Raw genomic sequence first — 25,195 nt, forward strand, 5'->3', positions numbered from 1 at the left:
TCAGGAGCCATCGAAGTCGGACGCCGGGCGCAGCGCTCCCGGGCCGAGGTGGGCGTGCACCCACTCGTCGTTGTAGACCGTGTCCAGGTAGCGGTCGCCCATGTCGGGCGAGACGCACACGGCTTGCAGCGACCTCTTCGCGTCGTGCCGGGCGAGCCATGCCAGGGCCCCGCTGACGACGGTTCCGGTGGAGCCGCCGAAGAGCATGCCCCGCGCGGACAGCACGCGGCACATCCGGACGGCGTCGCTCTCGGGCACGTGGACCACGTCGTCGAACAGGGCGACGTCGAGCATGGGCGGCCGTACTCCCGCGCCCAGTCCCGGTATGAGACGCGGGCCCGCTGGGCGATCGAAGCTCACGGATCCTTCCGCGTCGACGGCGACGGTCCGTGCGGTGCTCCCGCTGTCCCGGAAGTAGCGCGCGCATCCCGTCGCGGTGCCCGATGTACCGACCCCGATGAACACCACGTCGACGTTGGGGAAGGTCTTCAGTATCTCGGGCGCGGTCGTCTCGTAGTGTGCCCGCCAGTTCTCCACGTTGGCGTACTGGTTCAGCCAGACGTAGCGTTCGTCCTCGGCGCACAGTCGACGGACGAGGTCCAGACGGGTCTTGAGGAAGCCGCCTTCGGGGTGTGGTTCGTCGACGACGAGGACCGTGGCGCCCAGGGCGCGCATGGTCGCGGCGGTGAGGTCGTTGCACCGGCGGTCGGTCACGCAGGTGAAGGGGAATCCCTTGCTCGCCGCGATGACGCTGAGGGCGACGCCGAGGTTTCCCGAGGAGGACTCGACGAGCACGGAGTCCGCGGTCATCGAGCCGGCGCATTCGGCTGCGGCGACCATGGCGGCAGCCGCCTTCATCTTGATCGAGCCGCCGAAGTTCAGCCCTTCGCACTTCACGTACAGTTCGCGCCCCAGCATCGGGCGCAGGTCGATGTAGAGGTCGGAGCCGAACGTCTCCTGCGGTGACGTGATGATGGTCATGGTCGTGCCCCGCCTTCCCGCCCGGGGCACCGGCGGTCGCGGTCCGGTGCCGGGATCCGCACCGGTAGCTGTGCCGCAGTGGGATTGGTGACCACGAGCGTCGGCGTGTGTGTGGGCGTCATTGCGGGCGCGTACCGCAACAGGCCCGCCAGGGCTTCTTGTGCCATGGTCCGGGCGAGGGCGGCGCCCAGGCAGTAGTGCATTCCGTGCCCGAACGCCAGGTGCGCGTTGTCCTGCCGAGCGGGATCGATGACGGAGGGCTCGGTGAACCGCCGCTGGTCGCGGTTGCCGCTCGCCAGCACCACTTGGACGAGGTCGCCCGGCGCAATCGCCGCACCGGCCAGGTCGACGGGTTCCGTTGCGATGCGGACGGTGCCGACCTCGGCGGGTCCGTGACGGCGCAGGATCTCCTCCACCAGGGCGGGGATCCCCGCCGGGTCGGAGCACTCGACTGCTCCGCTCAGGACGAGTACCGCCATGGTCCTGACCAGGAACGCGGTGGTGCGGTGACCGGCGATGAGGATGCTCAGCGCCATGGAGACCAGTTCGTCCTCCGTGAGCCGGTCGCCGTCCTCCGCGGGCCGGGTCAAGGTGGTGAGGAGGTCGTCCGCGGCGCCCTGTCCGCTGCGGCGCAGGGCGATCGCTTCGCGCATGAAGGCGATCAGCGCACGGGCGCTCGGCTCGATCCTGGTGGGGTCGCCGCTGGCGAGTCCCTCCGCCGACGAACGCCACCGGACCTGGTCGGCGGGCGGCACCCCCAGCAGTTCACCGATGACGAGGATGGGCAGTTGGTGGGCGAACTGCTCCATGACGTCCACCGTGCCGTCGGGGCCTGCTCGGTCGGTGAGCCCGGCCAGCAGGCCCTCCACGATCTGTGCGACGCGCGGTCGCAGTCGCCGCGTCCGACTGGCGGTGAAGGCTCGCGCCACCAGCCGGCGCAGTCGGGTGTGGTTCGGTGGATCGATGGCGGCGAGCGTCGAGGTGATGACCGAGCGGAGGTCCTCCGGCAGGTTGGCGCCGGGAAGCGGGATGGCGTCCTGGCCGCTGAGGTCGTTGCTGAAGCGGGGGTCGGTGAGGACGGTGACGGCCTCGGCGTATCCGGTGACGATCCACAGGTCCACGCCGCCGAAGTGGCTCCCGCGGATCACGGTCGAGCCTTCCGACAAGAGCGCGTACCGGGCGTCGCGGTCGGCGGACGAGAGGATCTCGTCGAGCCGAGGTCCACCAGGTGCGGAGGTGGTCATGGAGCGGCCTTTCCGGTCGTGTGCGCGGTTCGTGTCCGGCTCAGGACCTCGCCGGTGTGCTGGCCGAGGGCTGGTGCGGGGGTGCGCAGGGAGTCGAGTCCGGCGCCGAAGAGCACCGGGAAGCGGACCTGATGCCACTGCTGGTCCGTGTCGCAGCCGGGGGTGGCGGTGACGAGCCGACGGGCGTGGACGTGCACGTCGTCGAGGAGTTCCGCTGCCGTCTCGTGGACCGGTGCCCAGGGGACGTCCAGGTCCGCCAACTCCCCCGCCCACCACGCGAGGTCGCGGCCGGCGACGACGCCGGCGAGGAGGTCGGACACCGTCTCCTTGTGGAGCGTCCGGTCGGCTCGGCGGTCGTAGACGTCGGTGGCCAGTTCGGGGAACTCGCCGGCCATTCGGTCCCGGAAGGCGCGCCAGAACTTGTCCTCCACCAGGGCGAGGGCGAGGCGTCGACCGTCGCGGGTGGTGAACACGTCGTTGTCTCCGGTGAGCACCGGGGTGTCGGCCGGTGTGGGCAGTCGGAGCGAGGGCAGGGCCAGTGGCCCGGCCCACGCCGTGGCCGCCTCGTGCAGGGACACGTCGACGTGCTGACCGGTACCGGTCCGGGCGGCGTCCTGGACCGCCACCGTGATCGACAGTGCGGCGTACATGGCACCTGCGAGGTCCGCGATCCGCACGCCGGGGCGCTCCACGCGGGTGCCCGGCCGGCTCGGTACGGCGAAGAACCCCGACAGGGCCAGGAAGTTCACGTCGTGCCCTGGTCGGCAGGCGTAAGGTCCGCTCTGGCCGAAGCCGGAGAGCGAGCAGAGGACCACGCGCGGGTGGGCGCTGCGCAACTCGGCATAGCCTAGGCCGAGCCGGTCCAGCACACCTGGCCGGTGGCTCTCGATGACCACGTCGTACTCGGGCAGCAAGTTCAGTAGGGCCCGCTTCCCTTCCGGTTCGACGAGGTTCAGCACCACCGAGCGCTTGTTGCGGTGGATCGCCGCGAACGTCTCGGGGGCGATGCGACGCAGCGGGTCTCCCGCGGGCGGCTCGACCTTGACGACGTCCGCGCCGAGGTCGGCGAGGAGTGAACCGGCGAAGCCTCCCGGCAGCAATCGGGACAGGTCGAGGACGCGCAGGTCGCGCATCGGCAGCCACGGGGCTCCCGGGCTGCCCGTCATGCCCCCGCTCCGACGGGCAGGGTGGTCATCCCCGGCTCCGGAGCATTGACGAGTACGGCCATGTTGCCCGGCGGGTGGGCGTTTTCGTACATGAGTTGGTGCAGCTCGGCGATGTCGGCGAAGGGGGCCGTACGGCTGAGGCAGGGGTCCAGTTTGCCCGCGGCCATCAGGTTGGTCACCTCGCGGGTCTCCCGCGCGTTGGCGCAGTGCGAACCCTGCAGGCGCTTTTGGAACATCCAGAGGAACCGCAGGTCCACGTCGCCGTTGTAGCCGCTGGTGCCGGCGCAGGTGACCACCATCCCACCGTTGTCGCAGACGTAGAGCGAGGTGGGCAGGGTGTCCTGGCCGGGGTGTTCGAACACGATGCGGGGCGAGCGGCGCTCCCCGAGGACCTCCCAGATCCTGCGGCCGAAGGCGCGCGCACCGCCCAACCAGTCCTGGTAGGCGGCGTGGTCGTCGTGGTCGGGCAGTCTGCCCCAGTGATCGAACTCGGAGCGGTTGATCACGCCGCGGGCACCGAGGCGCAGGCAGTGCTCCGCCTTGTCGTCGGACGACACCACGGCGATCGGTACGCCGCCGAGCAGGTCGACGAGTTGGATCGCCATGGAACCGAGGCTGCCGGAGCCGCCCCACACCAGGACGGGGTCCCCGGGACGGACGGTGTGCGGGGGCCAGCCGCAGAGTTGGCGGTAGGCGGTCGCGCCGCCCGCGATGTAGCAACCGGCCTGTTCCCAGGTGAGGCGTTCCGGTTTGGGGTGCAGTTGGTACTCGTCGACGACGGCGAACTGGGCGAAGGTGCCGAAGTTGAGTTCGTAGCCCCAGGCCCGCTGGGAGGTGGACACGGCCGGGTCGGTGCCGAGCCGGATGTCGTCGGCCGTCTCGTCCCACTTGAGGCTGCCGAGCACCACGTGTTCGCCCACGCCGAACCGGGTGGCGCCCTCGCCGGTCGCCCACACCACGCCCGCCCCCTCGGAACCGGCGATGTGGAAGGCGTGCGGGTCGCCCTTCTTCTGCCGGGCGGCGATCACGTCCACCGGTGCACCGAGGCCGGCCCAGATGCCGTTGTAGTTGATGCCGGCAGCCATGATCATCACCAGTACCTGCCCGGGGCCCAGCGGCGGCACGTCCACGACCTCGACTTTGATCGCGTTCTGGGGCAGGCCGTAGCGCTCGGGGCGGATGAGCGCTGCGTACATGTGGCGCGGCACCTCGCCCAGCGGAGGTATGGAGCCGAGCTCGTAGAGGTCCTGTGGCATGTTCATCCATTCCCTGCGGTGGTGAGATGGTGCAGTGCCTGGCCGGCCTGTGCATGTTCCAGCAGGTAGAAGTGGCCTCCGGGAAATCCCCGCAGGTGGGGCGGGCGTGGTAGTGCGCCGGCCCACCGGCGGGCTTCGGCCTCGGATGCCTCGGTGTCGTCGTGGCCGTACCAGACGTGGTACGCGGGGCCGGTCGGTCCGGCCCCTGCGGCACGGCCGACCGGTGTGCGGTAGGTGTCGATGAGCTGCATGTCGTGGCCGAGTTTCGTCACTGCCAGGTGCAGCAGTTGGGGGTCGGTGAAGAGTTCCGGCGGGCAGCCGCCGTACCGGCTCATGTCGGCCGCCAGCTCGGCCCGCGTCCGAGTGGTGAACGCGGCCGGTGGGAAGGTCGCGATGCTGCTCGTCGTCGCGGGCGACCGGGAGCCCGACAGGACGACGTCGGTGACGTGCCGCCGACGGTCGTCCGGCAGTGCCTCGATGACCGCGTGGGCCATCAGGGCGCCCATGCTGTGGCCGAGGACGACGGTGGGGCGGTCGAGGAGCTCCGCGATCCTCGGCAGGAGCCGGGTGACCGCCGCGGTGAAGGTGTGCGCCGGGTCGGCAGGGTCGTTCAGGTCCGGGAGGACGACGTGGCAGGTCCGGGGCAGGTTCCGAGCCAACGGCAGCATCGAAGCGGCGGAGCCGCCCGCGTAGTGCAGCAGCACCATGCGGACCGGGGCGTCCTCCGCGCCCCAGGCGACGTGACCTGTGATCGGGCGCGTGGTCATGCGGGGTCCTCGACCCCGAGGGCGGCCCGCAGGACGCGACCGATCTCGCGCAGGGGCGCGCTGTCGAGCATGTGCCGGTGCTCGCAGTCGATCGGATGGATGCTGATGGTGCCGGTGACGTGGGGCCGCCAGCGGTCCGCGGTCAAGCGGCTCTCAGCGGGGCCACGGAGGGCCGGGAAGAACATCATGTTCCCGTCGAAGGTGCGCGCCGAGTGCTTCACGGCCAGTCGGGCGAAGTTCTGGACGACCTGTACCAGGCACTGGGACCGCTCTCCCAACAGGGCCACCATCGGATTGTCGTGTTGGCGCAACAGGGCCTCCGCCTCGTCTGCCGTCAGTTCGTCCGGCGACCGGTCGGCCGGGTCGCCGACGCTCTCCCACACCGCACGCAGGGTCGTCGCGCGGTCGGGCACTTCGGTGACCAGCCCGGTCAGCGGTGCCGAGTCGAGCACCGCCAGCAGTTCCACCTCCTCCCCCGCTTCGCGCAGGCGTACGGCGACCTCGTGGGCGACGAGCCCTCCGAAGGACCAGCCGACGAGCCGGTACGGGCCGGCGCAGACCTTGCGGATCCTGGCCAGGTAGTCGTCGGCGAGTTCGGTGAGGGATTCCGGCAGTGCGCCGTCGTCGTCGCAGCCGGGAGCCTGCAGCGCGTGGATCGGAACGGTGTGCGGCAGGGCGCGGAGCAGCCCCGCGTACCGCCAGCCGAGCCCACTGGCCGGGGGGAAGCAGAAGACCGGTGCCGCCGTGCCCTGGGCGCGCAGGGGCAGCATGACGTCGAAGGCCGCGCTCCGTGCGATCCCGCCGCCCACGAGGTGCTGGGCGGCGAACTCTGCGACCGTCGGGGTGCGGAACAGGTCGCTGATGGTCGGTTGCCCGCCGAGCCGACGCCGGATCCGCCCGATCAACTGGATCGCCAGCAGGGAGTCTCCGCCGAGGGCGAAGAAGTCGTCGTGCACACCGACCTCGGGCACCCCCAGCACTTCGCCGTAGAGAGCGCAGAGCGCTTCTTCCAGACGGGTCGTCGGGGCGACGCGGTGGCGCGGCTCGCTCGTCGGGGCGGTGAGTGCGGCGCGGTCGACCTTGCCGTTGACCGTGACGGGCAGGGCGTCGTGGACGACGACCGACGCCGGCACCAGATACCTGGGGAGTAGCGCCTTTGCGTGGCGCAGGAGTGCGTCGGAGTCGAGTGGGCTGCCGGCGGCCGGTACGACGTGCGCCACCAGACGCGGGTCCCCCGACGGGGCGTGGGAGACCACCACGACGCAGTGGGCCACGCTGCGATGCCCGGACAGGACCGCCTCGGCTTCGCCCGGCTCGACGCGGAACCCGCGGATCTTGACCTGTTCGTCGCCACGGCCGACGAACTCCAGCAGGCCGTCCGCGTTCAGCCGTGCGAGGTCACCGGTGCGGTACGCGCGGCCCCCGGTGCCGCCCGGGTCGGCGACGAACCGGCTCGCGGTGAGCTGAGGCTGCCCCGTGTACCCCCGGCCGACTCCGTCACCCGCGACGTAGACTTCGCCGACCGTCTCCCGGGGCACCGGGCGCAGGAGGTGGTCCAGCAGGTGCACGCGGGTGGACGGCAGAGGCAGACCGAGGGGGACGGTCCCCTCGACGGAGTCGTGGCCGCACATCGGGTGGACCGTGGCGAACACCGTCGTCTCGGTCGGACCGTAGCCGTTCACCAGGGTCAGGTGGGGGTGTCGGCGCAGGACCTCACGGACGGCGGTCGCCGGGACGACGTCGCCCCCGGTCCACACCTCGTCCAGTCCCTCGAAGCAGGACGGCTCCTCTTCGGCGAGGATCCGGAACAGGCCGGCGGTCAACCACACCCAGGTGACCCGCTCATCGCGGATGACCTCGGTGAGGGCGGCGAGGTCGACGTCACCGGGCGGCGCCAGGACCAACGTGCCGCCGTTGAGCAGGGTGCCCCAGACCTCCAGCGTCGACGCGTCGAAGGCGAGGGGACTGTGCACCAGCACCCGGCGCGGGCCGCGCAGCGCCGGGGTGCGGGCGAGCCAGGCCATCTCGCGCCGGGTGATCACCACGCCCTTGGGGCGCCCGGTGGATCCCGACGTATACATGACGTATCCGGCCACCCGCACCGGCACCGGCACCGGACCGTCGCCGTCGTCCGGCGCCGTGGCGGTGGTCGGGTCCAGGACCGGGAGCCCGAAGGCCACGGCCGTCTCCACGTCGGACAGCACCAGGGACGCCCGGGACTCGACGAGGACTGAGCGCATCCGCTCGGGCGGGAACCTGTGGTCGAGCGGTACGTACGCGGCGCCCGCCTTCAGCACCCCGAGGAGGGCCGCGACCATCGCGGGCGTACGGTCGAGCAGCACCGCCACCGTGCTCTCTGCTCGCGCACCCGCGGCCACCAGCGCCCGCGCCAGCCGGTCGGACCACGCATCGAGTTCGGCGTAGGTGACGGTCGTTCCCCTGCCGGTCACGGCGGGGGCCTCGGGCGTCAGCGCCACGTGTTCGGCGAAGACGGCGATCGGGTCCCGGACGTCCTCCGCGACGGTCGCAGCAAGCGGCGCAGCAGTCTCCCGGTGCTCGACCACCCGATCGACGAGCCGGTCGGCGTCGGTCGCCATCGCTTCCAGGACGTCGAGGACCCACGTCATGATCTGCCGGGCCCGGTCCTCGGAGATCAGGTCGACGCGGTGGATCAGCCGCAGGCCGATCCCTCCGGGGTGGGCAGCCGCCACGAGACCGACCGGGTAGTGGATCGAGTCCCTGGCCTGCTCCAGCCCGACGGCCCCCTCGTTCGAACCCAGTTGGACGGCGCCGCCACCCGTCGGGTAGTTCTCGAACGCCACTGCCGTGTCGAACAGGTCATCCACGCCGGCGACTCGGTGGATCGCGGTGAGGCCGAAGTGGTGTGCCTCGCCGAGGGCTGCCTGTTCCGCCTGGAAGCGGCGCAGCAGGTCCGCGACGGTTTCGCCGGGGGACGGGTTCAACCGGACCGGCACGGTGTTGATGAAGCAGCCGATCATCGACTCGATCCCGGGTACGGCCGGTGGCCGCCCCGACACCACGCTGCCGAAGACCACGTCCCGCTGGCCGGTGAGACGCCCGAGGACGAGCCCCCAGGCGACGTGCACCAGGCTGCTGGTCGTGACGCCGAGCGCGCGGGCGGTGGCCCGTATGCGGCTCGCCGCTGCCTCGGCCACTTGTCGTCTCACCTCCTGGCGGGGGCCGCCGGTGCCGTGGGCGGCACCGCGCGCCAGGTGGCAGCCCTCCACGCCGGACAGCGCGGTGCGCCAAGCCTGTTCGGCCGCAGCGCGGTCCTGCCGGGCGAGCCAGGACGCATAGGTCCGCAGGGGGGTGACGGCGGGCAGCCGGGGAGCGGCGTCCGCGCCCCCGTAGGCATCGGCGATCTCGCGCAGCAACAGCGGTAGGGACCAGCCGTCCAGCAGGATGTGGTGGTTGGTCACGACGAGACGGGCCGCTTCCTCGGGCACGCGCACCCACAGGAACCTGATCAGCGGTGGTTCAGCCAGGTCGAAGCCCGCCCGGCGTTCCGCCGCCGCCACGGCGGCCACCCCTGAGGCGTCCGCGACCTCGCGCTCTTCCCAGGGCACGGCTGTTTGTCGGGGAATCACTTGGACCGGCGGCCCGTCAGGTGGCTGGACGAACGCAGCACGCAGCGCCTCGTGGCGGTCGACGACCGTCTGGACCGCCCGGTGGACGGCCCGGGGGTCCAGGTCGCCGGGGACGGTGAGGACGGTCTGCACCACGTACGGGTCGTCCTGCTCGCCGTCGGGGTCGTCGAGGTCGTCGAGGAGTGCGTGGAAGAGCAGTCCTTGCTGCAGCGGGGTGCCGGGCAGCACGTCCGACGGGTCCGGCCACCTCTCCTCGATCCAGTCCACCTGCCGTTGGGTCAGGTCGACGAGGGGGAAGTCTGACGGGGTGCGGGTGGGAGTCGCGCCGTGCGCGTGGCGGACGGTGCCTTCGAGGGCCTCGAACCAGAGGTCGGCGAGGTCTGCGACGTCCTGTTCCGCCAGCACACCGGTCGGCCACGTCCAGTGTGCGACCAGCCGGGGCCCGTCCGGGGCGTCCCTGACCATGGTGTTGAGCACGAGGGCATGGGCCACGGAGCGTGTGGACTGCTCCCCCGCGGGCGCCGTGTCGGGCGCCGTGTCGGCGGAGCCGGGCAGCCGTCCGAGGTAGTTGACGCAGATCTGGGGTGCCCCCGAGCGCGCCAACAGCGGCATGCTCTGGGGGTTGAGGTAACGCAGCAGACCGAACCCGAGCCCGGCGTCCGCCACCGACCTGAGCTGTTCCTTGACCCGTTTCACCGCCGAGCCCACCGCGGGGGCGCCGCTTTGGACGTCCGTCCACCGCGGTGCGCCGGGGTCGAGGGCGACGGGGTGCATCGTGGTGAACCAGCCGACGGTCCGCGTCAGGTCGATGCCGTCCTGTTCGATGCGACCGTGCCCCTCCACGTCGAGCAGGACGGCGCCGGTGGACGGGGTGCTCCGACGGGCCCGCCACTCGTTGAGCGCCAGGGCGAAGGCGGTGTACAGCACGTCGGGCATCCGTGCGTGGAACGCCGCGGGGACCTCGGCGAGCAGCGGAGCCGTCGTCTGCGGCGAAGCCGTCCTCAGCAGCGATCGAGTGGTGGCGACGGTGTCCTCGAAGGGGTCGAGTGCCCGGTGGCCGATGCGGGGATCGGGAGTGCGCAGGACGGTTGTCCAGTGGCGGACTTCGGCGAGCCGGGTGCGGTCCGCGGCGGCGGCGACCAGCCACTCGGCCCAGCGTTTGAAGGAGGTGCCGACCGGGGCCAGTTCGATCGCTCGTCCCTCGACGAGGGCGGTGCACGCCTCGCCGAAGTCCCCTGCGATGATCCGCCACGACACGGCGTCGACGACGAGGTGGTGGGCGGTGAGGACGAGCAGCGCCGGTGCGCCCGGGCTTCCGGGCAGCCACACCGCGGCCAGCATGACGCCTGCGTCGGGGTCGAGCCGGTCCCGGGCGTCGGCCACCGAGCGGGCCGCGAGCGCCGTGCGTTCGTCGGTGGACAGGGTTGCCGCGTCCAAGGTCACCAGGAGGTCCCGCGCGTCGACGGCTCCCGGTGCGGGGACGTCCAGGGCCCACAGCTGCGTGTGGGCGTCGCGGGTCAGGCGCATCCGCAGGGCGTCATGGTGGTCGAGGAGCGTCTGCAGGACGGTGGTGACGTGCCCTTCGTCGAGGCCGGCGGGGACCTCGACGGCGACGGACTGTTCGAAGCCCGTGATGTCCTCGCCCTGTTCCCGCAGCCAGTGCATGACGGGCGTCAGCGGAACCGGGCCCACTCCCGCGTCGGGCACCTGCCGGGGTGCGGGGCGGCCGGACGCCGCCACGGCGGCCAGTTCCGCGATCACTGGGTGTTCGAAGACGTCCCGTGCGGTCAGGGCGAGCCCTTCCCGGCCCGCCCGGCTGACCAGTTGGATGGCGAGGATGCTGTCGCCGCCGAGTTCGAAGAAGTGCCCGTCGGCGGGTACGTCGTGCGCACCGAGCAGGTCGGCGCTCAGCCGGCACAGGACGCGCTCGTGCTCGGTGACCGGTCGACGGCCCGACGCCCCTGCGGCGCCCGTTGCGGTGGCGTCGGGGGCGGGCAGCTTCGCGCGGTCCACCTTGCCGTGGGCGGTGACGGGGAGGGTCGGGAGGGGGACCAGCGCGGACGGCACGAGGTGGTCGGGGACCCGCTCGGCGAGCCAGCTGCGCAGTTGCGGTAGGTCGACTCCGTCCGGCTCGGCGACGACGTACCCCGCGAGCCGTTGTCCGTCACCGGTGGTGAAGGTTGCCGCGGCGGCGGCGTGCACCGCGGGGTGTTCCAGGAGGACGTGTTCGAGTTCGCCGAGCTCGACCCGGTTGCCGCGGATCTTCACCTGCCCGTCGGCCCGGCCGACGAACTCCAACTCGTCGCCCCGGCGCCGACGGACCAGGTCGCCGGTGCGGTACATGCGCCCGCCCGGTGCGCCGTGGGGGTCGGCGAGGAAGCGGCCCGCGGTCACGGCCGGCTCGCCGCGGTAGCCCCGGGCGAGGCCGGGGCCGGCGAGGTAGAGCTCGCCGACCATGCCGGGGAGGACCGGGCGCAGCCCGGGATCCAGCACGTAGGCCTTGGCGTTGGCGATCGGTCGGCCGAGGGGTGGTCGGCCGTTGCCGGCCAGCGGCTCGCTGATGGTCGCGGTCACCGAGGTCTCGGTGGGGCCGTAGACGTTCAGGACCCGGCAGGAGGACGACCATCGGGCCACCAGCGCGCCGGGCACCTGCTCGCCGGCGAGCGCGAGGACGAAGCCCGCCGGCAGGGTGCCGGGGCGGATGCGGGAGGCGACGGTCGTGGTCAGCGTCGCATGGGTGACGCGGTGGGCGGAGACGATGTCGGCCAGGTTCGCCGCCGCGGTGACCCGGTCGGTGCCGGGCAGGATCACGGTCGCGCCCGCCGAGAGCGTGAACAGGAGGTCCGCGGTGGCCGCGTCGAACCCGGGGGAAGCGAATTGCAGGACGCGGGCGTCTGGCTCCACGGGGTACATCTCGATGGAGCCGGCGGCCAGGTGGGGCAGGCCGCGGTGGGTCACCAGCACCCCGCGCGGGGTGCCGGTCGACCCCGAGGTGTGGATCAGGTAGGCGGCGTGGTCGGGTGACCACGGCCCTGCTCGGTCCGCGTCGGTGGGGTCGTGGGCGGGAAGTTCCGGCAGGCCCTCCCGAACGTCCAGTGCGGGTACCGGCACGGGCCCCGGGCCACCCGCGGTCAAGACGAGAACGGGCGCCGCCCGGTCGAACAGCAGGCGCACCCGCTCGGCGGGATAGTCGGGGTCCACCGGCAGGTACGCCGCACCGGACTTCAGCACCGCCAGCAGGGCCACGACGAGGTCGACGGACTGCGGCAGGTGGAGCGCGACGATCTGCTCCGCCCGAACGCCGACGGCGATGAGCCGGTGGGCCAGCCGGTTCGCGCGTTCGTTGAGTTCCCGGTAGCTGACCCGCTGTTCGCCGCAGACGACGGCCTCGTGGTCCCGGCGGTCCGATGCCTGGCGTTCGAACGCGGCCAGTGGGTGTTCGAGCGGTACGGCGCGGGTGGAGTCGTTCCAGGGGAACGGGTCTGCGCCCGCCTCCAGGTCCACGGCCCCGATGCGCACGGTTGGATCGGCGGCGACCCGGTCCAAGAAGCGCACCAGCCGCGCCGCCAGTTCCTCCCCTGACGACGGGTCGAAGAGGTCCGTGGCGAGCTCCAGGGCACCCGTGAGCCCCGCGTGCTCCCCGTCGGGGCCCCGGTGTTCGGCGACGTTCACGGCGAGGTCGTACTTCGCGGCGAGATGTCCGGTGGGGTGGGAGCTCACCCGCACCCCGTCGAGGTGCAGCGGGGCGTCGCCGTACTGGTCGAACGCCAGCAGGACCTGCATCAGCGGGCTGCGGGCCATCGACCGTTCGACGCCGAGGGCATCGACGAGCCGTTCGAAGGGCACGTCCTGGTGGGCGTAGGCGGCCAGGTCGGTACTGCGGACCCGGTCCAACAGGGTGGTGAACTCCGGGTCGCCGCTGGTGTCGGTGCGCAGGACCAGGGTGTTGGCGAAGAACCCGATCAGCTGGTCCAGGGCGCTGTCGTCGCGGCCGACGACGGGGGTGCCGATGGGCACGTCGGTGCCGGCGCCGTGTCGGGTGAGGACCGCCGCCAGGGCCGCGTGTAGGACCATGAAGAGCGTCACGCCGCGGCGTTCGGCGAGCCGGGCGAGCGAGCGGTGGGTGCCTGCGGAGACGGCGTACTCGACGAGCGCGCCCCGGTGGCTGGCGACGCCCGGGCGCGGGCGGTCGGTGAGCAGCGCGAGTTCCTCGGGCGCCCCGGTCAGGGTCTCGGTCCAGTGTCGGAGCTGCCGGGCGACCAGGCTGTCGGGGTCGCTCTCGTCCCCGAGCACGGCGCGCTGCCACAGGGCGTAGTCGGCGTACTGCACCGGCAGGGGCTCCCACCGGGGCGCCTTCGACCGCTTCCGGGCCGCGTAGGCGGTGGACAGGTCCGCGGCGAGCGGTCCGAGGGACGCCCCGTCGCCCGCGATGTGGTGCAGGACGACCGACAGCACGTGGTCGTCGGGTGCGAGGGTGAACAGGCGCGCCCTGAAGGGGGGTTCCTGGGCCAGGTCGAAGGCGTGTGCCGATGCAGTGGCCAGTTCCGCGGCCAGCGCGGCGGGGGTGACGGCACGGAGGTCCGTGCCCGGCCAGATGTCGTCGACGGCCAGGACCCGCTGGTGGGGCACTCCGTCGTGGCTGTCGATGACGGTGCGCAGCACTTCGTGGCGGTCCACGAGGTCCCGCAGGGCGGCCTGGAGCGCCGTCGTGTCCAGGGGTCCTTCCAGGCGCACTGCGAAGGGGATGTTGTACGTCGCCGACGGCCCCTCCAACCGGTCGAGCACCCACAGCCGCTGCTGGGCGAAGGACAGCGGGACGCGCTGCGGCCGGGTGGCCCCGGTGATGCGCGGACGGACGGGTGCCTCCCGGTCGAGCACCGTGTCGAGGGCGCGTACCGTCGGCGCCTCGAAGAGCTGTCGGATGGGGACCTGCGCCCCCAGTTCGTCCCGGATCCGCCCGATCAGCCGGACGGCGAGCAGGGAGTGCCCGCCGAGGGCGAAGAAGTCGTCGTCGACGCCGACCGACGGGTGTTCGAGCACTTCGGCGAAGAGCGCGCACAGGGCCTCTTGACGCGGTGTGCCCGGCGCCGCAACGGCTGTGGGCCGGGGGTCCGGTTCGGGGGGCGAGGGGGCGGTGGTGAGGGTGTACTGGGCGGGCACGAGGTGGTCCGGCAGCCACCGGGCGGCGAACGCGCGCAGTGCGTCGACGTCCAGCGTCGTGCCGTCGGGTGCCAGGGCGTGCACCACGATCGTCGGTTCCCCCGTCGCGGCGTCGTGCCGCGCCACGGCGGCGACCTGCTGGACGCCTTCGTACTCGGTCAGGACGTCCTCGATCCGGGCGAGGTCGATCCCGCGTGCGACGGGCGCCGCGACGAGGTGGCGGTCGAGCGCGTCCCCGGCTGTCAGGTCGACGGCGTTGATCCGCACGGAGCCGTCGGTCGCCACGGTCTGGAGCAACCGCTGGAGCCGTGCCACGATCCGCTCCACCGTGATGCGGTCGAAGAGGTCGGAGCGGTACTCCACCATTCCGGCGACGCCGGCGGGGCGGCCCGCGGCCGGTGTGCGCTCGGCGAGGTTGAAGCCGAGGTCGAAGTTGACCGCGCCCACGTCGAGCGGTTCGCCGCTGATCCGTACGCCCGGGAGGGACAGCTCGGTCCGGGGGGCGTTCTGGAGCACCATCATGACCTGGAAGAGGGGGTGGCGGCCTGGGGAGCGCTCCGGGTTCAGCGCCTCCACGAGCTGTTCGAACGGCAGGTCCTGGTTGTCGTAGGCCGCGAGGGCGGCGTGGCGGGTCCGGTCGACGAGTTCGCCGAACTCGGGGTCGCCGGAGGTGTCCACCCGCAGGACCTGGGTGTTGACGAAGAACCCGACCAGGTCCTCGGTGGCGGTGTCCGTCCGCCCGGCGATCGCGCTGCCGAGCAGGATGTCGCTGCCTGCGCCGACCCTGGTCAGCAGGGCGGCGACGGCGCTCTGGAGCACCATGAACAAGGTGGCGCGGTGGGCCCGTGCCAGGTCGAGCAGCCGGGCGTGCAGCTCTTCACCGAGCTCGAAAGTCAACCGTTCGCCCCGTGGCGTGGCCCCGCGTGTCCTGGGTCGGTCGGTGGGCAACTGCGTCTCGGCGGGGGCCGCGGCGAGGTTGCGGCGCCAGTACGCGAGTTGCTGCGCCATCGCGCTGTCCGGGTCTGCGGGGCTGCCGAGCGCCGCTCGCTGCCAGAGTGCGTAGTCGGCGTACTGCACCGGCAGGGGGGTCCACGCGGGGGCCCGGCCCTCGGCCCGGTTGCGGTACGCCTCGGTGAGGTCGCGGGCGAGCGGCGCGATCGACCAGCCGTCGGCCGCTATGTGGTGCAGGACCAACAGCAGTACGTGCTCGCTGTCTTCCAGCGCGTACAGCGTCGCACGCAGCGGGAGGTCCCTCGTCACGTCGAAGGGTGCTCGGCTGACCTCGGCGATGGCCGCCTCCAGGGCGCCCGGCGTGGTGGTGACGACGGGAAGCCCGGGCCGTGCTTCGGCCACGGGCAGCACGACCTGGGCAGGTTCGCCGCCGTCGTCGGGGAAGACGGTGCGCAGGGCCTCGTGCCGCTCGACGAGGTCACCGAGCGCCGCGTGGAGCGCTTGTCGGTCGATCCGTCCGCTCAGGCGCAGCACCGTCGGCAGGTTGTAGCTCGGCGAGGCGGTCTCGAAGCGGTTGAGGAACCACAGGCGCAGTTGTGCGTACGACAGCGGGATGCGCTCGGGACGCGGCACCGCGGTCAGCGGCGGTCGCGCGGGGGCGGCGGCGTCGAGCCGTTCGCACAGGGCGGCGACGGTGGCCCCTTCGAAGACGCGTCGAATGGGGATCTCGATGCCGGTGACGGACCTGATGCGGCTGACGAGTCGGGTGGCGAGCAGGGAGTGGCCGCCCAGGGCGAAGAAGTTGTCGTCGATGGTCACCGCCGGCACCGCGAGCACCTCCGCGAACAGCTCGCACAGCACCTGTTCCCGGGGGGTGCGGGGCGGGCGGCCGGAGGAGAGGACCGCGAAGTCCGGCTTGGGCAGGGCTGCCCGGTCGAGCTTGCCGTTGGCGTTGAGGGGGAGTTCGTCGAGGACGACGAAGGCGGCGGGGATCATGTAGTCCGGCAGCCAGCGGCGCAGCCCTGTGCGCAGTTGGTCGCTGAAGGTGCGCAGGCGGCGGGTGCGGGCGGGGCTGTTGGCGTGTTCGTGCGCGCTGTCGGCTACCGGCCCGCCCGGGTAGGCGACGACCCTTGCAGCGTCGGCGTGTGCGGGGAGGAAGACCACGTCGAGGCAGTCGTCGCGGCCCTGCGCCGAGAAGGTGGTCACCGTCTGGAACCCCAGGTCGTCACCCAGGTCGTGCAGGTCTTCGGGGTCGACTCCCCCGCCCTGTGCCGCAGCGGCGGCGACCACCCGGGCGAGCCCGCTGCCGCGCCGTACCTCCTGCAGCGCGTCGTACTCGGCGAGCAGTCGGCCGTTGGGCACTGCGGCGAGACGCAGTCCCTCCGGCGCCTCGCGCAGGGCCCCGGCGAGTGCGTCGAGCGTTCCGAGGGCGGCCCACGGCCGCTCGGGCAGGTGGTCGACCCGGGTGAGGGGGGCGCCTGCCTTGGTGAGCACCACCTCGTAGCGGTAGCGGGACAGTTCGTTGTGGAACCGGCCCCGCTTGAGACGGATGTCCACTCCTGCGACGTCGGGGCGGGAGCGGGCGAGGGCGACGAAGAAGTCGGGGGCCAGCAGCAGTTCCTCCTCCCCCGCCACGCGTTGCTCCACGAGGGCCCGGACGGCGGAGGCGTCGGTGGTGTCGCCGGTGCGTCGGGCGACGGCGACCGCGGTTTGCAGGCAGCGCAGCAGGCGCAGGTTGCGGATGTCGCCGAGGACGACGGACCCTCCGGGCACCAGGAGGTCCAGGCACCGGTCGAGGACGTCGACGAGGTAGCCGGCGTGCGGGAAGTACTGGACGACGGAGTTGAGCACGATGGTGTCGAAGAAGTCGCGGGGCAGCCCGCTCGTGTCATCGGCGCTCTGCACCCTCAACTCGACGGAAGGTTCGTCCTCGCCGTGCGTGTGCCAACGTTCGCCGAGTTGCGCGATGACCGACGGGGAGAAGTCGGTCCCCCAGTACGCGGCGCAGTGCGGGGCCAGTCGGGAGAGCAGCAGGCCGTTGCCGACGCCGATCTCCAGGACGTGTCGGGGCCGCAGTCGCAGCACCTGTTCGACGGCCGCCGCACGCCACCGGGTCATCTCCGACAGCGGCAGGTGCCGGCCGTCGTAGCTGCTCTGCCACACCGTGAAGTCCTCCCAGAAGCCGCCGTCGGCCACCTGGTCGGCGTAGAGCGCGTCGTACAGGTCGCGCCAGCTGTCGACCTGTTCGTCCTCCTCATGGGCGTCACGTTCGGCGGACCAGGCGGCACCTGGGACGACGTAGCCGACGAGTTGGCGTTCGCCCTCGTCCGCCTCGTGCACCAGGACGGTGGCCTCGACGACGTCGTCCTGGCGGGACAGCGCCGCCTCCACCTCGCCCAGTTCGATGCGGAACCCGCGCACCTTCACCTGGTCGTCGGCGCGGCCGACGAAGTGCAGGCCGCCGGCCCTGCGCCAGCGCATCAGGTCGCCGGTGCGGTACATGCGGCTGCCCAGCGCGTCGAAGGGGTCGGCCACGTAGCGCTGCGCGGTCAACGCGCGGCGGTCGAGGTAGCCGCGGCCCAGGCCCGTTCCGGCGATGTAGAGCTCGCCGGTGACGCCGACGGGCACCGGGGACAGCCGTGCGTCGAGGACGTACATGCGGACGTTCTGGGTCTGGGCGCCCACCGGCGGCGGGCCGTCGGCGGCGGTTCGGGCGGGGTCGAGGGGTGCGAGGGTGCTCCACACGGTGGTCTCGGTGGGCCCGTACAGGTTGACGACCTCCCGGCCCGCTGCCCGCATCCGCTCGGCGAGCGCGGCGCCGAGTGCCTCGCCGCCCACCAGCAGGCGCATGCCGCGCAGCCCGTCGGGGGCTTGGGCGAGCAGGGTGCGGTACAGCGACGGAGTGGCCTGCAGCACGGTGGCGGCGCTGGCGGTGGCGAGTTCGGCGAGCGCTGCGGGGTTGCGGACCTCGTGGGGCTCCGCGATGACGACCCGGCCGCCGTGCAGCAGGGGCAGGTAGACGTCGACCGCGACGATGTCGAACGCGACGGTGGCGACGGCCAGCGTGCAGTCGCTGGCGTTCATCGGGAACCGGGCGGCGAAGCCGGTCAGGTTGTTGATGATGCTCCGGTAGGAGATCACCACTCCCTTGGGGCGGCCGGTGGAGCCGGAGGTGTAGATGACGTACGCGGCGTGGTCGGGCAGGATCGGTGCGGTGCGGTCGCCGTCCTCGACGTCGGAGGCGTCGTGCCCGGCCAGGGTGCCCTCGGTCGCGGGGTCGTCGAGCACGACGCGGGGGACGTCGACCGCGGGCATGTGGGGTGCGACGTCCTCGGTGGTGATCAGCAGGATCGGGGCGGCGTCGCGGATCAGGAACTCCAGCCGCTCCGCGGGATGGGTGGGATCCATGGGCAGGTAGGCACCGCCTGCCTTCTGCACGGCGAGCAGTGCCACGACCATGTCGACGGAGCGGGGCACGGCGAGCGCGACCACGCGCTCCGGCCCCACCCCGCGGGCGATCAGCTCCCGGGCGAGGCGGTTGCTGCGGGCGTTGAGCTGCTCGTAGCTCAGCTCCCTGCCGCCGCACAGAACGGCGGGTGCGTCGGGCGTGGCGGCGGCCCGCTGCTGGATGCACTCGTGCAGGAAGGACGGCGGCAGGGGGTGCCCGGTGGCGTTGCGGGTCTCCAGCAGGTCGCGTTCCTCCGCCGGATCGAGGAGGACGATCTGCTCGATGGGCGTCGCGGAGTCCCGCACCACGGCCCGTAGCACGTTGCCGTACCAGGCGACGATCCGCTGTGCGGTTTCGTGGTCGAAGAGGTCGGTGGCGTACTCGACGGTGCCGTGCAGTCCGCCGGCCGCGCCGGTGTCCGTACGGCGTTCGACCAGGCTGACGAACAGGTCGAACTTGGCGTTGCTGGCGCGGGCGCGGCGGGGGCTCACGGCGAGGCCGGGCAGGTCGAAGGTGACGCCGTCCACGTTCTGGAGCGCGAACATCACCTGGAACAGGGCGTTCTGCGACAGCGAGCGCGCCGGGTTGACCGTCTCCACCAGGTGCTCGAAGGGCAGGTCCTGGTGGGCGTAGGCGTCGAGGTCGGTGGCGCGGACGCGGGCGAGCAGTTCGCGGAAGGTGGGGTTGCCCGAGGTGTCGCAGCGCAGTACGAGGGTGTTGACGAAGAAGCCGACGAGCCGGTCGAGCGCCGTGTCGGTGCGGCCGGCGACGGGTGTGCCCAAGGGGATGTCACCGCCCGCGCCCAGTCGGCTCAGCAGGGCGGCGAAGGCCGCCTGGAGCACCATGAACAGCGTGGCCCGTCCGGTGCGCGCCAGGTCGGCGAGGTGTGCGTGGAGGTCGGCGTCGAGGGCGAAGTCGACGGTGGCGCCGCGGTAGCTGGCGACCGCGGGCCGCGGTCGGTCGACGGGCAGGTCGATCTCCGCCGGGACGCCGTCGAGGGCGGCGGTCCAGTAGGCGAGTTGGCGACCGAGGAGGCTTTCGGCGTCCTGGCCGTCCCCGAGCATGCGGTGCTGCCACAGCGCGTAGTCGGCGTACTGCACCGGCAGGGGTGCCCAGGTGGGCTCCGCGCCGCTGCGCCGGGCCGCGTAGGCGGTGGCGAGGTCGCCCAGCAACGGGTTCAGGGAGGAGCCGTCACCGGCGATGTGGTGCAGGAGCAGGACGAGGACGTGCTGCTCGGGTCGGCTGCGGGAGGTGAACGCCCAGGCCCGCAGTGGCGGTTCACCGGCGAGGTCGAAGCCGTGTCCGACGGCGGTGCGCACTGCTTCGTCGAACCCGTCGGGGTCCACGGTGGCCGCGGTCAGGTGGGCCTCGACGGTCCCGGGACCCAGGACGACCTGGTGCGGCGTGCCGTCGTGTTCGGGGAAGACGGTGCGCAGGCTCTCGTGACGCAGCATCACGTCGTCCAGGGCGGCGCGCAGTGCGTCGGTGTCCAGGACGCCTTCGAGGTCCAGGACGACGGGGATGTTGTACGTGGGGCCCTGCCCCTCCAGCTGGTTGATGAACCACAGCCGTCGCTGCGCGAACGACAGCGGGACGCGTTCGGGGCGCGGTCCGGGGCGCAACAGCGGTCGGGTGGCCGCTGCCGGGTCGAGGGCGGCGGCCAGCCCGGCGACGGTCGGGGTGGCGAACAGCTGCCGTAGGGCGACCTCGACGCCGAACGTGGCACGGATCCGGTTGACCAGCCGGGTGGCGAGCAGCGAGTGTCCGCCGACGGCGAAGAAGTCGTCGTCGACTCCGGTCTCCGGGCGGTGCAGCACCTCGCTGAACAGGTCGCACAGGATGGCCTCGCGCGGGGTGCGCGGTCGGCGTCCCGTACCGGCGGGGCGGTGGGGCTCCGGAAGTGCGCGGCGGTCGACCTTGCCGCTCGGGCCGATGGGCAGCTCCGCCAGGGTGGTGAAGGAGGCGGGCACCATGTACTCGGGCAGCGTCGCGGCGGCCAGCTCCCGCACGGCGGCGGTGTCGGCGTCGGGTGCGGCGAGCAGATAGGCGGCCAGCTCCTGGCCGTGGGCGACGACCACGGCCCGGCGGACGGCCGGGTGGCGGGTCAGCACCGCCTCGATCTCACCGAGTTCGACCCGGAAGCCCCTGACCTTCACCTGGTCGTCGGTCCTGCCGAGGAACTCCAGGGCTCCGTCGGGCCTGCGGCGCACCAGGTCGCCGGTGCGGTACATCCGCTCCCCCGAGGCCCAGGGGTGGGCGACGAAGCGTTGCGCGGTCAGCCCGGGCCGGTCCAGGTAGCCGCGGGCGAGCTGGGCGCCCGACAGGTAGAGCTCACCCGCCACGCCGGGCAGCGCGGGCCGCAGGTAGGGGTCGAGGACGTGGGTCTGGGTGTTCCAACCGGGGCGGCCGATCGGCACGGCGCCGTCGTCCCGGACGTCCCAGGCGGTCACGTCCACCGCCGCCTCGGTGGGGCCGTAGAAGTTGACCAGGTCGGCGTCGAGCCGTCGTCGGAACGACGCGGCGAGGTCCGCCGGCAGGGCCTCGCCGCTGCACACCACCAGCCGCAGCGCGTCACAGCCGGCCGCCGTCGGCTCCTCCAGGAAGACCTGCAGCATCGCGGGCACGAAGTGGGCCGTCGTGATCCGTTCGCGTTGGATCAGCTCGGCCAAGTACCGCGGGTCCTTGTGGCCTTCGGGCCGTGCCAGGACCAAGGTGGCACCGGTGATCAGCGGCCAGAAGAACTCCCACACGGACACGTCGAAGCTGGACGGGGTCTTCTGCAACACCCGGTCGCCCGCTGTCAGCGGGTAGGTGTGCTGCATCCACAGCAGTCGGTTCACGATCGCCGCGTGGCTGACCACCACGCCCTTGGGGCGGCCGGTGGAGCCGGAGGTGTAGATGACGTACGCGGCGCTCGCGGGCCGGACCGGCGCGCCCGGCGCCCCGGGACCTTCCTTCGGCTCCCCGTGCACCTGGGCCGGGTCGTCGAGGACGACCGCGGGTCGGGCGTCGTGTCTCAGGAAGGCGGTGCGCTCCGCCGGGTAGCCCGGGTCGATCGGCAGGTAGGCGGCTCCCGTCCGGTGCACGGCGCACAAGGCCACCACCAGTTCGACGCTGCGGGGCAGGGCGAGGGCCACTGTGCGGTCGGGGCCGGCGCCCTGCTGGACGAGGAGGTGGGCGAGCCGGTCGGCCCAGGCGTCGAGTTCGGCGTAGGTGAGGGTGGCGTCCTCGCCGACGACGGCGACGGCATCGGGGGTGCGCGCGGCCTGTGCCCTGACCAGGGTGGGCAGGTCGGTTGCGGGAAGGTCCTGGTCGGGGCCGCGGACATGGGCCAGGTCCTGCTGCGTCTCCTCGTCGAAGGGGCTGGCGGTGCGGGCGGTGCGCCGCTGCGGGGTGGTGGCCAGTTCGTCGAGCAGGGTGACGAGGGCTTCGCCGACGCGACGGGCGCGGTGGGCGTCGACGGCGTCGGTGCGGTGCATGACGCGCAGTTCCAGGGCGTCGTCGCGCAGGGAGGCGCCGAGGCTCAGCGGATAGTGCATGGCGTCTTCGGCGTGTTCGACCCGGACGCGGAGGCCGTCGACGGCGGTGTGTGCGTCATCCCGGTCGACGGGGTAGTTCTCGAACACCACCGCGGTGTCGAAGAGTTCCGCGACGCCGGTGAGCCGGTTCAGGTCGGCGAGGCTGAGGTACTGGTGGTCGGCGAGGGCCGACTGGTCGCCCTGGATCCGTGTGGCGAGGTCGCCGAGGGACTCCGACGCGTCGAGCCGCACGCGCACGGGCACGGTGTTGATCAGGAGGCCGACCATGGTCTCGATGCCGGGCAGCACAGGCGGCCGGCCGGAGACCACGGAGCCGAAGACCACGTCGGTGCGGCCGGTGAGCCGGGCCAGCAGCAGGGCCCACGCGGCGTGCACGGCGGTGCTGACCGTGATGCGCAGGTCCCTGGCCGTCCGCCGCAGCGCGTCGGTGGCACCGGGACTCAACCTCACGGTGACGTACGCGTGACGGGACGCCCCGGTGGGCGACTGGCTCCCGCCCGGTGCCCCGACGAGGGTGCCGCCGTCCAGCCCGGCCAGCACGTCGGCCCACACCCGTCGGGACGCCTCGCGGTCGCGTTCGGACAACCACCGCAGGTACTCCCGATAGGGCGTGACGGCGGGCAGGTGGCCGTCGTCGCCGTCCGCGGCGTACACGGAGAACAGCTCGCGCAGCAGCAGCGGGCCGGACCAGCCGTCGAGGAGGATGTGGTGGTTGGTCACCACCAGCCGGTGGGCCCCGGGGCCGAGTCGGACCAGGGCGAACCTGATCAGCGGCGGTCGGGCGAGGTCGAACCCGGCTTCGCGGTCCGCTTGCAGCAGACGGGCCAGTTCGGCTTCCCGCTGCCCGCTCGGCAGGCCGCCGAGGTCCCGTTCCTCCCAGGCCACGTCCACGCGGCGCGGGACGACTTGGATGGGGGTGCCCTCGCGCTGGCTGTGGAAGCCGGCTCGCAGGTTCTGGTGTCGCGTCAAGATCCGCTCCGCCGCCCGGCGCAGGCCGTCGGCGCGGAGCGGTCCGTCGAGCGCCAGGACGAGCTGGACCACGTAGGGGTCCGGCTGCCCGACCCCCAGTTGGGCGTGGAAGAGCAGGCCCTCCTGGAGGGGGGACAGCGGCAGTACGTCGGCGACTGCGGAACGGTCCATCACAGGCTCCACTCCTCTTCGAGCTGGTCCAGTTCGTCCTGGTTGAGCGAGACCAGGGGCACATCGGAAGGGGTATGGACGGCGCGGGCGCCCGAGCGGGCCCGGGTGCACAGCGCGGCCAGCGCCTCCTGCCACAGGGCCGCGAAGTCGGCGACCTCGCGTTCGTCGACGAGGGCGCGCGCCCAGCTCCAGGTGACCGAGAACTCGGGGCCGTGGGGCAGGTCGCGGCAGACCACGGCCAGCTCCAGGAGGTGGGGCACGGGCATGAGCGGATCGGCGGGCGGTACGGGCACGGGTTCGGCGACGGGCATCCAGTCGGTCCCGTCGGAGACCTCGACGCGGCCCAGGTAGTTGAAGCCGATCTCGGCGCGCTGGCCGGTGAGCGGTTCACCGGCGCCCTCGGGTGCCAGGTACCGCAGCAGCCCGTAGCCGGTTCCGCCTTCGGGGCATCCGCGGAGCTGCTCCCGCACGCGTCGGGCGACGCGCTCGACCGCTTCGCCCCCGCGCAGGGCGTCCGGCGACACCGTGCCGGGGTCCAGGCGTACGGGGTGCATGCGGGTGAACCAGCCGACCGTACGGGACAGGTCGACGGCATCGTCCCACGTCAGGTCGCGGCCGTGGGCTTCGACGTCGACGAGCACGCCGTGGCCGGGGATGCGCCGTCGGCGGCGCCACTCGCCGGTGGCGAGGGCCAGTGCGGACAGCAGGACCTCGTCGACGCGCAGCTGCAGTGCTTGGCCGGCCTCGCCGAGGGCCGCCCGGGTCAGCTCGGCGGGTACGCGGGTGTGCAGGTGGTCGAGGTCGGCGAAGGTGTCCCGTTCGGGACGGGGTTCCGCCGCGCCGAACACCGTGGGTTCGGCGGCCAGGGTACGGCGCCACCAAGCCAGTTCCTCGCGCCGGCGCGGATCGGCCGCTGCGCCGGACAGTCGTTTCGCCCAGGCCCGGTAGGGGACCGGGACGGGCGCGAGCTCCACGGCGCGGCCCGCCGCCGCGGACCGGTAGGCCGCGGCGAGGTCCGGCAGCAGGATGCGCCACGAGACGCCGTCGACGGCGAGGTGGTGCACGACGATCAGGAGCCGCCCCGGACGGTGTGCGCCGGCGTCGAACCACACGGCCTGCAGCATGGAGCCCTTCCACGGGTCCAGTCGGGCTGCGGCGGCGGTGCCTTCCTCGGCCGGGGTCGCCGCGTCCGTGGCGGTGGCGTCGATCCGGCGCAACACGGTGGCGGCGTCGACGGCGCCCTGCTCGCGCACCTCCAGGGACCAGTCGGGGCGCAGGGCCGCCCGGAGCATGTCGTGGGTGTCGAGCAGTGCTTGCAGAGCGGCGACCAGGGCGTCGTGGTCGGTCGCTGCGGGTACGCGCACCGTGGCTGACTGGTTGAACGCCTCAACGGGACCGCCGAGTTCGCGTAGCCAGTGCACGATCGGCGTGGCCGGCACGACTCCGGTCGCGCCGTCGGGGACCCCTTGTGCGCGGTGGGCGCCGTCGGTGGCCGGTCGTGCCACCCGGGCGAGGTCGGCGACCGTCTGGTGGGTGAACACGTCACGGACGCTCAGCAGCAGACCTGCGTCCCGCATGCGGCTGACGAGTTGGATGAAGACGATGCTGTCGCCGCCGAGGTCGAAGAAGTTGTCGTCGATCCCGACGGAGTCGAGCCGCAGCAGGTCGGCGACGGCCGTGCACAGCAGGGCCTCGGTGCGGTCTCGGGGCGCGCGGGCGGCCGTCGTCCGCAACGTCGCGGGCGCGGGCAGGGCCGCCCGGTCGACCTTGCCGTTGCGAGTGAGCGGCAGTTCGTGGAGAAGGACGAACGCGCTCGGCAGCATGTGCGCCGGCACCCGCTGCGTGAGGTGGGCGCGGAGTGCGTCGTCCGTCGGCGCCGGCCCGCCGGACGCCGGAACGACGTAGCCGATGAGGGCCGACACGCCCGGCCGGTCC

Annotated in this window: 7 protein-coding genes (1 of these 7 cut by a window edge); all 7 read right to left on the reverse strand. The window is 72.7% G+C overall.

The window, feature by feature from the left end; genetic code table 11:
* Tightly spaced (each overlapping or abutting the next), the 7 genes in view from sbnA to ABZ842_RS17565 form a layout consistent with a single transcriptional unit that may run on beyond the window.
* Positions 1-981 (reverse strand): 2,3-diaminopropionate biosynthesis protein SbnA, encoded by a 981-nt coding sequence (gene sbnA / locus ABZ842_RS17535; RefSeq protein WP_361537569.1) that lies wholly within the window; start codon positions 979-981, stop codon positions 1-3.
* Positions 978-2,225, reverse strand: a complete 1,248-nt coding sequence (locus ABZ842_RS17540; protein ID WP_361537570.1) for a cytochrome P450 — start codon at positions 2,223-2,225, stop codon at positions 978-980. Before ABZ842_RS17540 ends, sbnA begins: the two co-directional genes overlap by 4 nt.
* Entirely contained in the window at positions 2,222-3,391 is a 1,170-nt protein-coding gene (locus ABZ842_RS17545) for a CoA transferase (RefSeq protein WP_361537571.1), read from the reverse strand. The genes ABZ842_RS17540 and ABZ842_RS17545 overlap by 4 nt, the downstream gene beginning before the upstream one ends.
* Positions 3,388-4,653 carry a crotonyl-CoA carboxylase/reductase gene (gene ccrA, locus ABZ842_RS17550; RefSeq protein WP_361537572.1) on the reverse strand — a complete coding sequence of 422 codons (1,266 nt, stop codon included), beginning with the start codon at positions 4,651-4,653 and terminating at the stop codon, positions 3,388-3,390. Before ccrA ends, ABZ842_RS17545 begins: the two co-directional genes overlap by 4 nt.
* Positions 4,650-5,414, reverse strand: coding sequence for an alpha/beta fold hydrolase (locus ABZ842_RS17555; protein WP_361537573.1), 765 nt, complete (start codon positions 5,412-5,414; stop codon positions 4,650-4,652). The genes ccrA and ABZ842_RS17555 overlap by 4 nt, the downstream gene beginning before the upstream one ends.
* Positions 5,411-23,260 carry an amino acid adenylation domain-containing protein gene (locus tag ABZ842_RS17560; RefSeq protein WP_361537574.1) on the reverse strand — a complete coding sequence of 5,950 codons (17,850 nt, stop codon included), beginning with the start codon at positions 23,258-23,260 and terminating at the stop codon, positions 5,411-5,413. Before ABZ842_RS17560 ends, ABZ842_RS17555 begins: the two co-directional genes overlap by 4 nt.
* Positions 23,260-25,195: the 3' portion of an amino acid adenylation domain-containing protein gene (locus tag ABZ842_RS17565; RefSeq protein ID WP_361537575.1), read on the reverse strand. 12,173 nt of this gene lie beyond the right edge of the window; 1,936 of the gene's 14,109 nt are visible here — the last part of the coding sequence; its start codon lies beyond the right edge, outside the window; it ends in the stop codon at positions 23,260-23,262. Before ABZ842_RS17565 ends, ABZ842_RS17560 begins: the two co-directional genes overlap by 1 nt.

The sequence above is a fragment of the Streptomyces sp. NPDC047315 genome, assembly GCF_040643215.1.
Classification (GTDB): Bacteria; Actinomycetota; Actinomycetes; order Streptomycetales; family Streptomycetaceae; genus Streptomyces.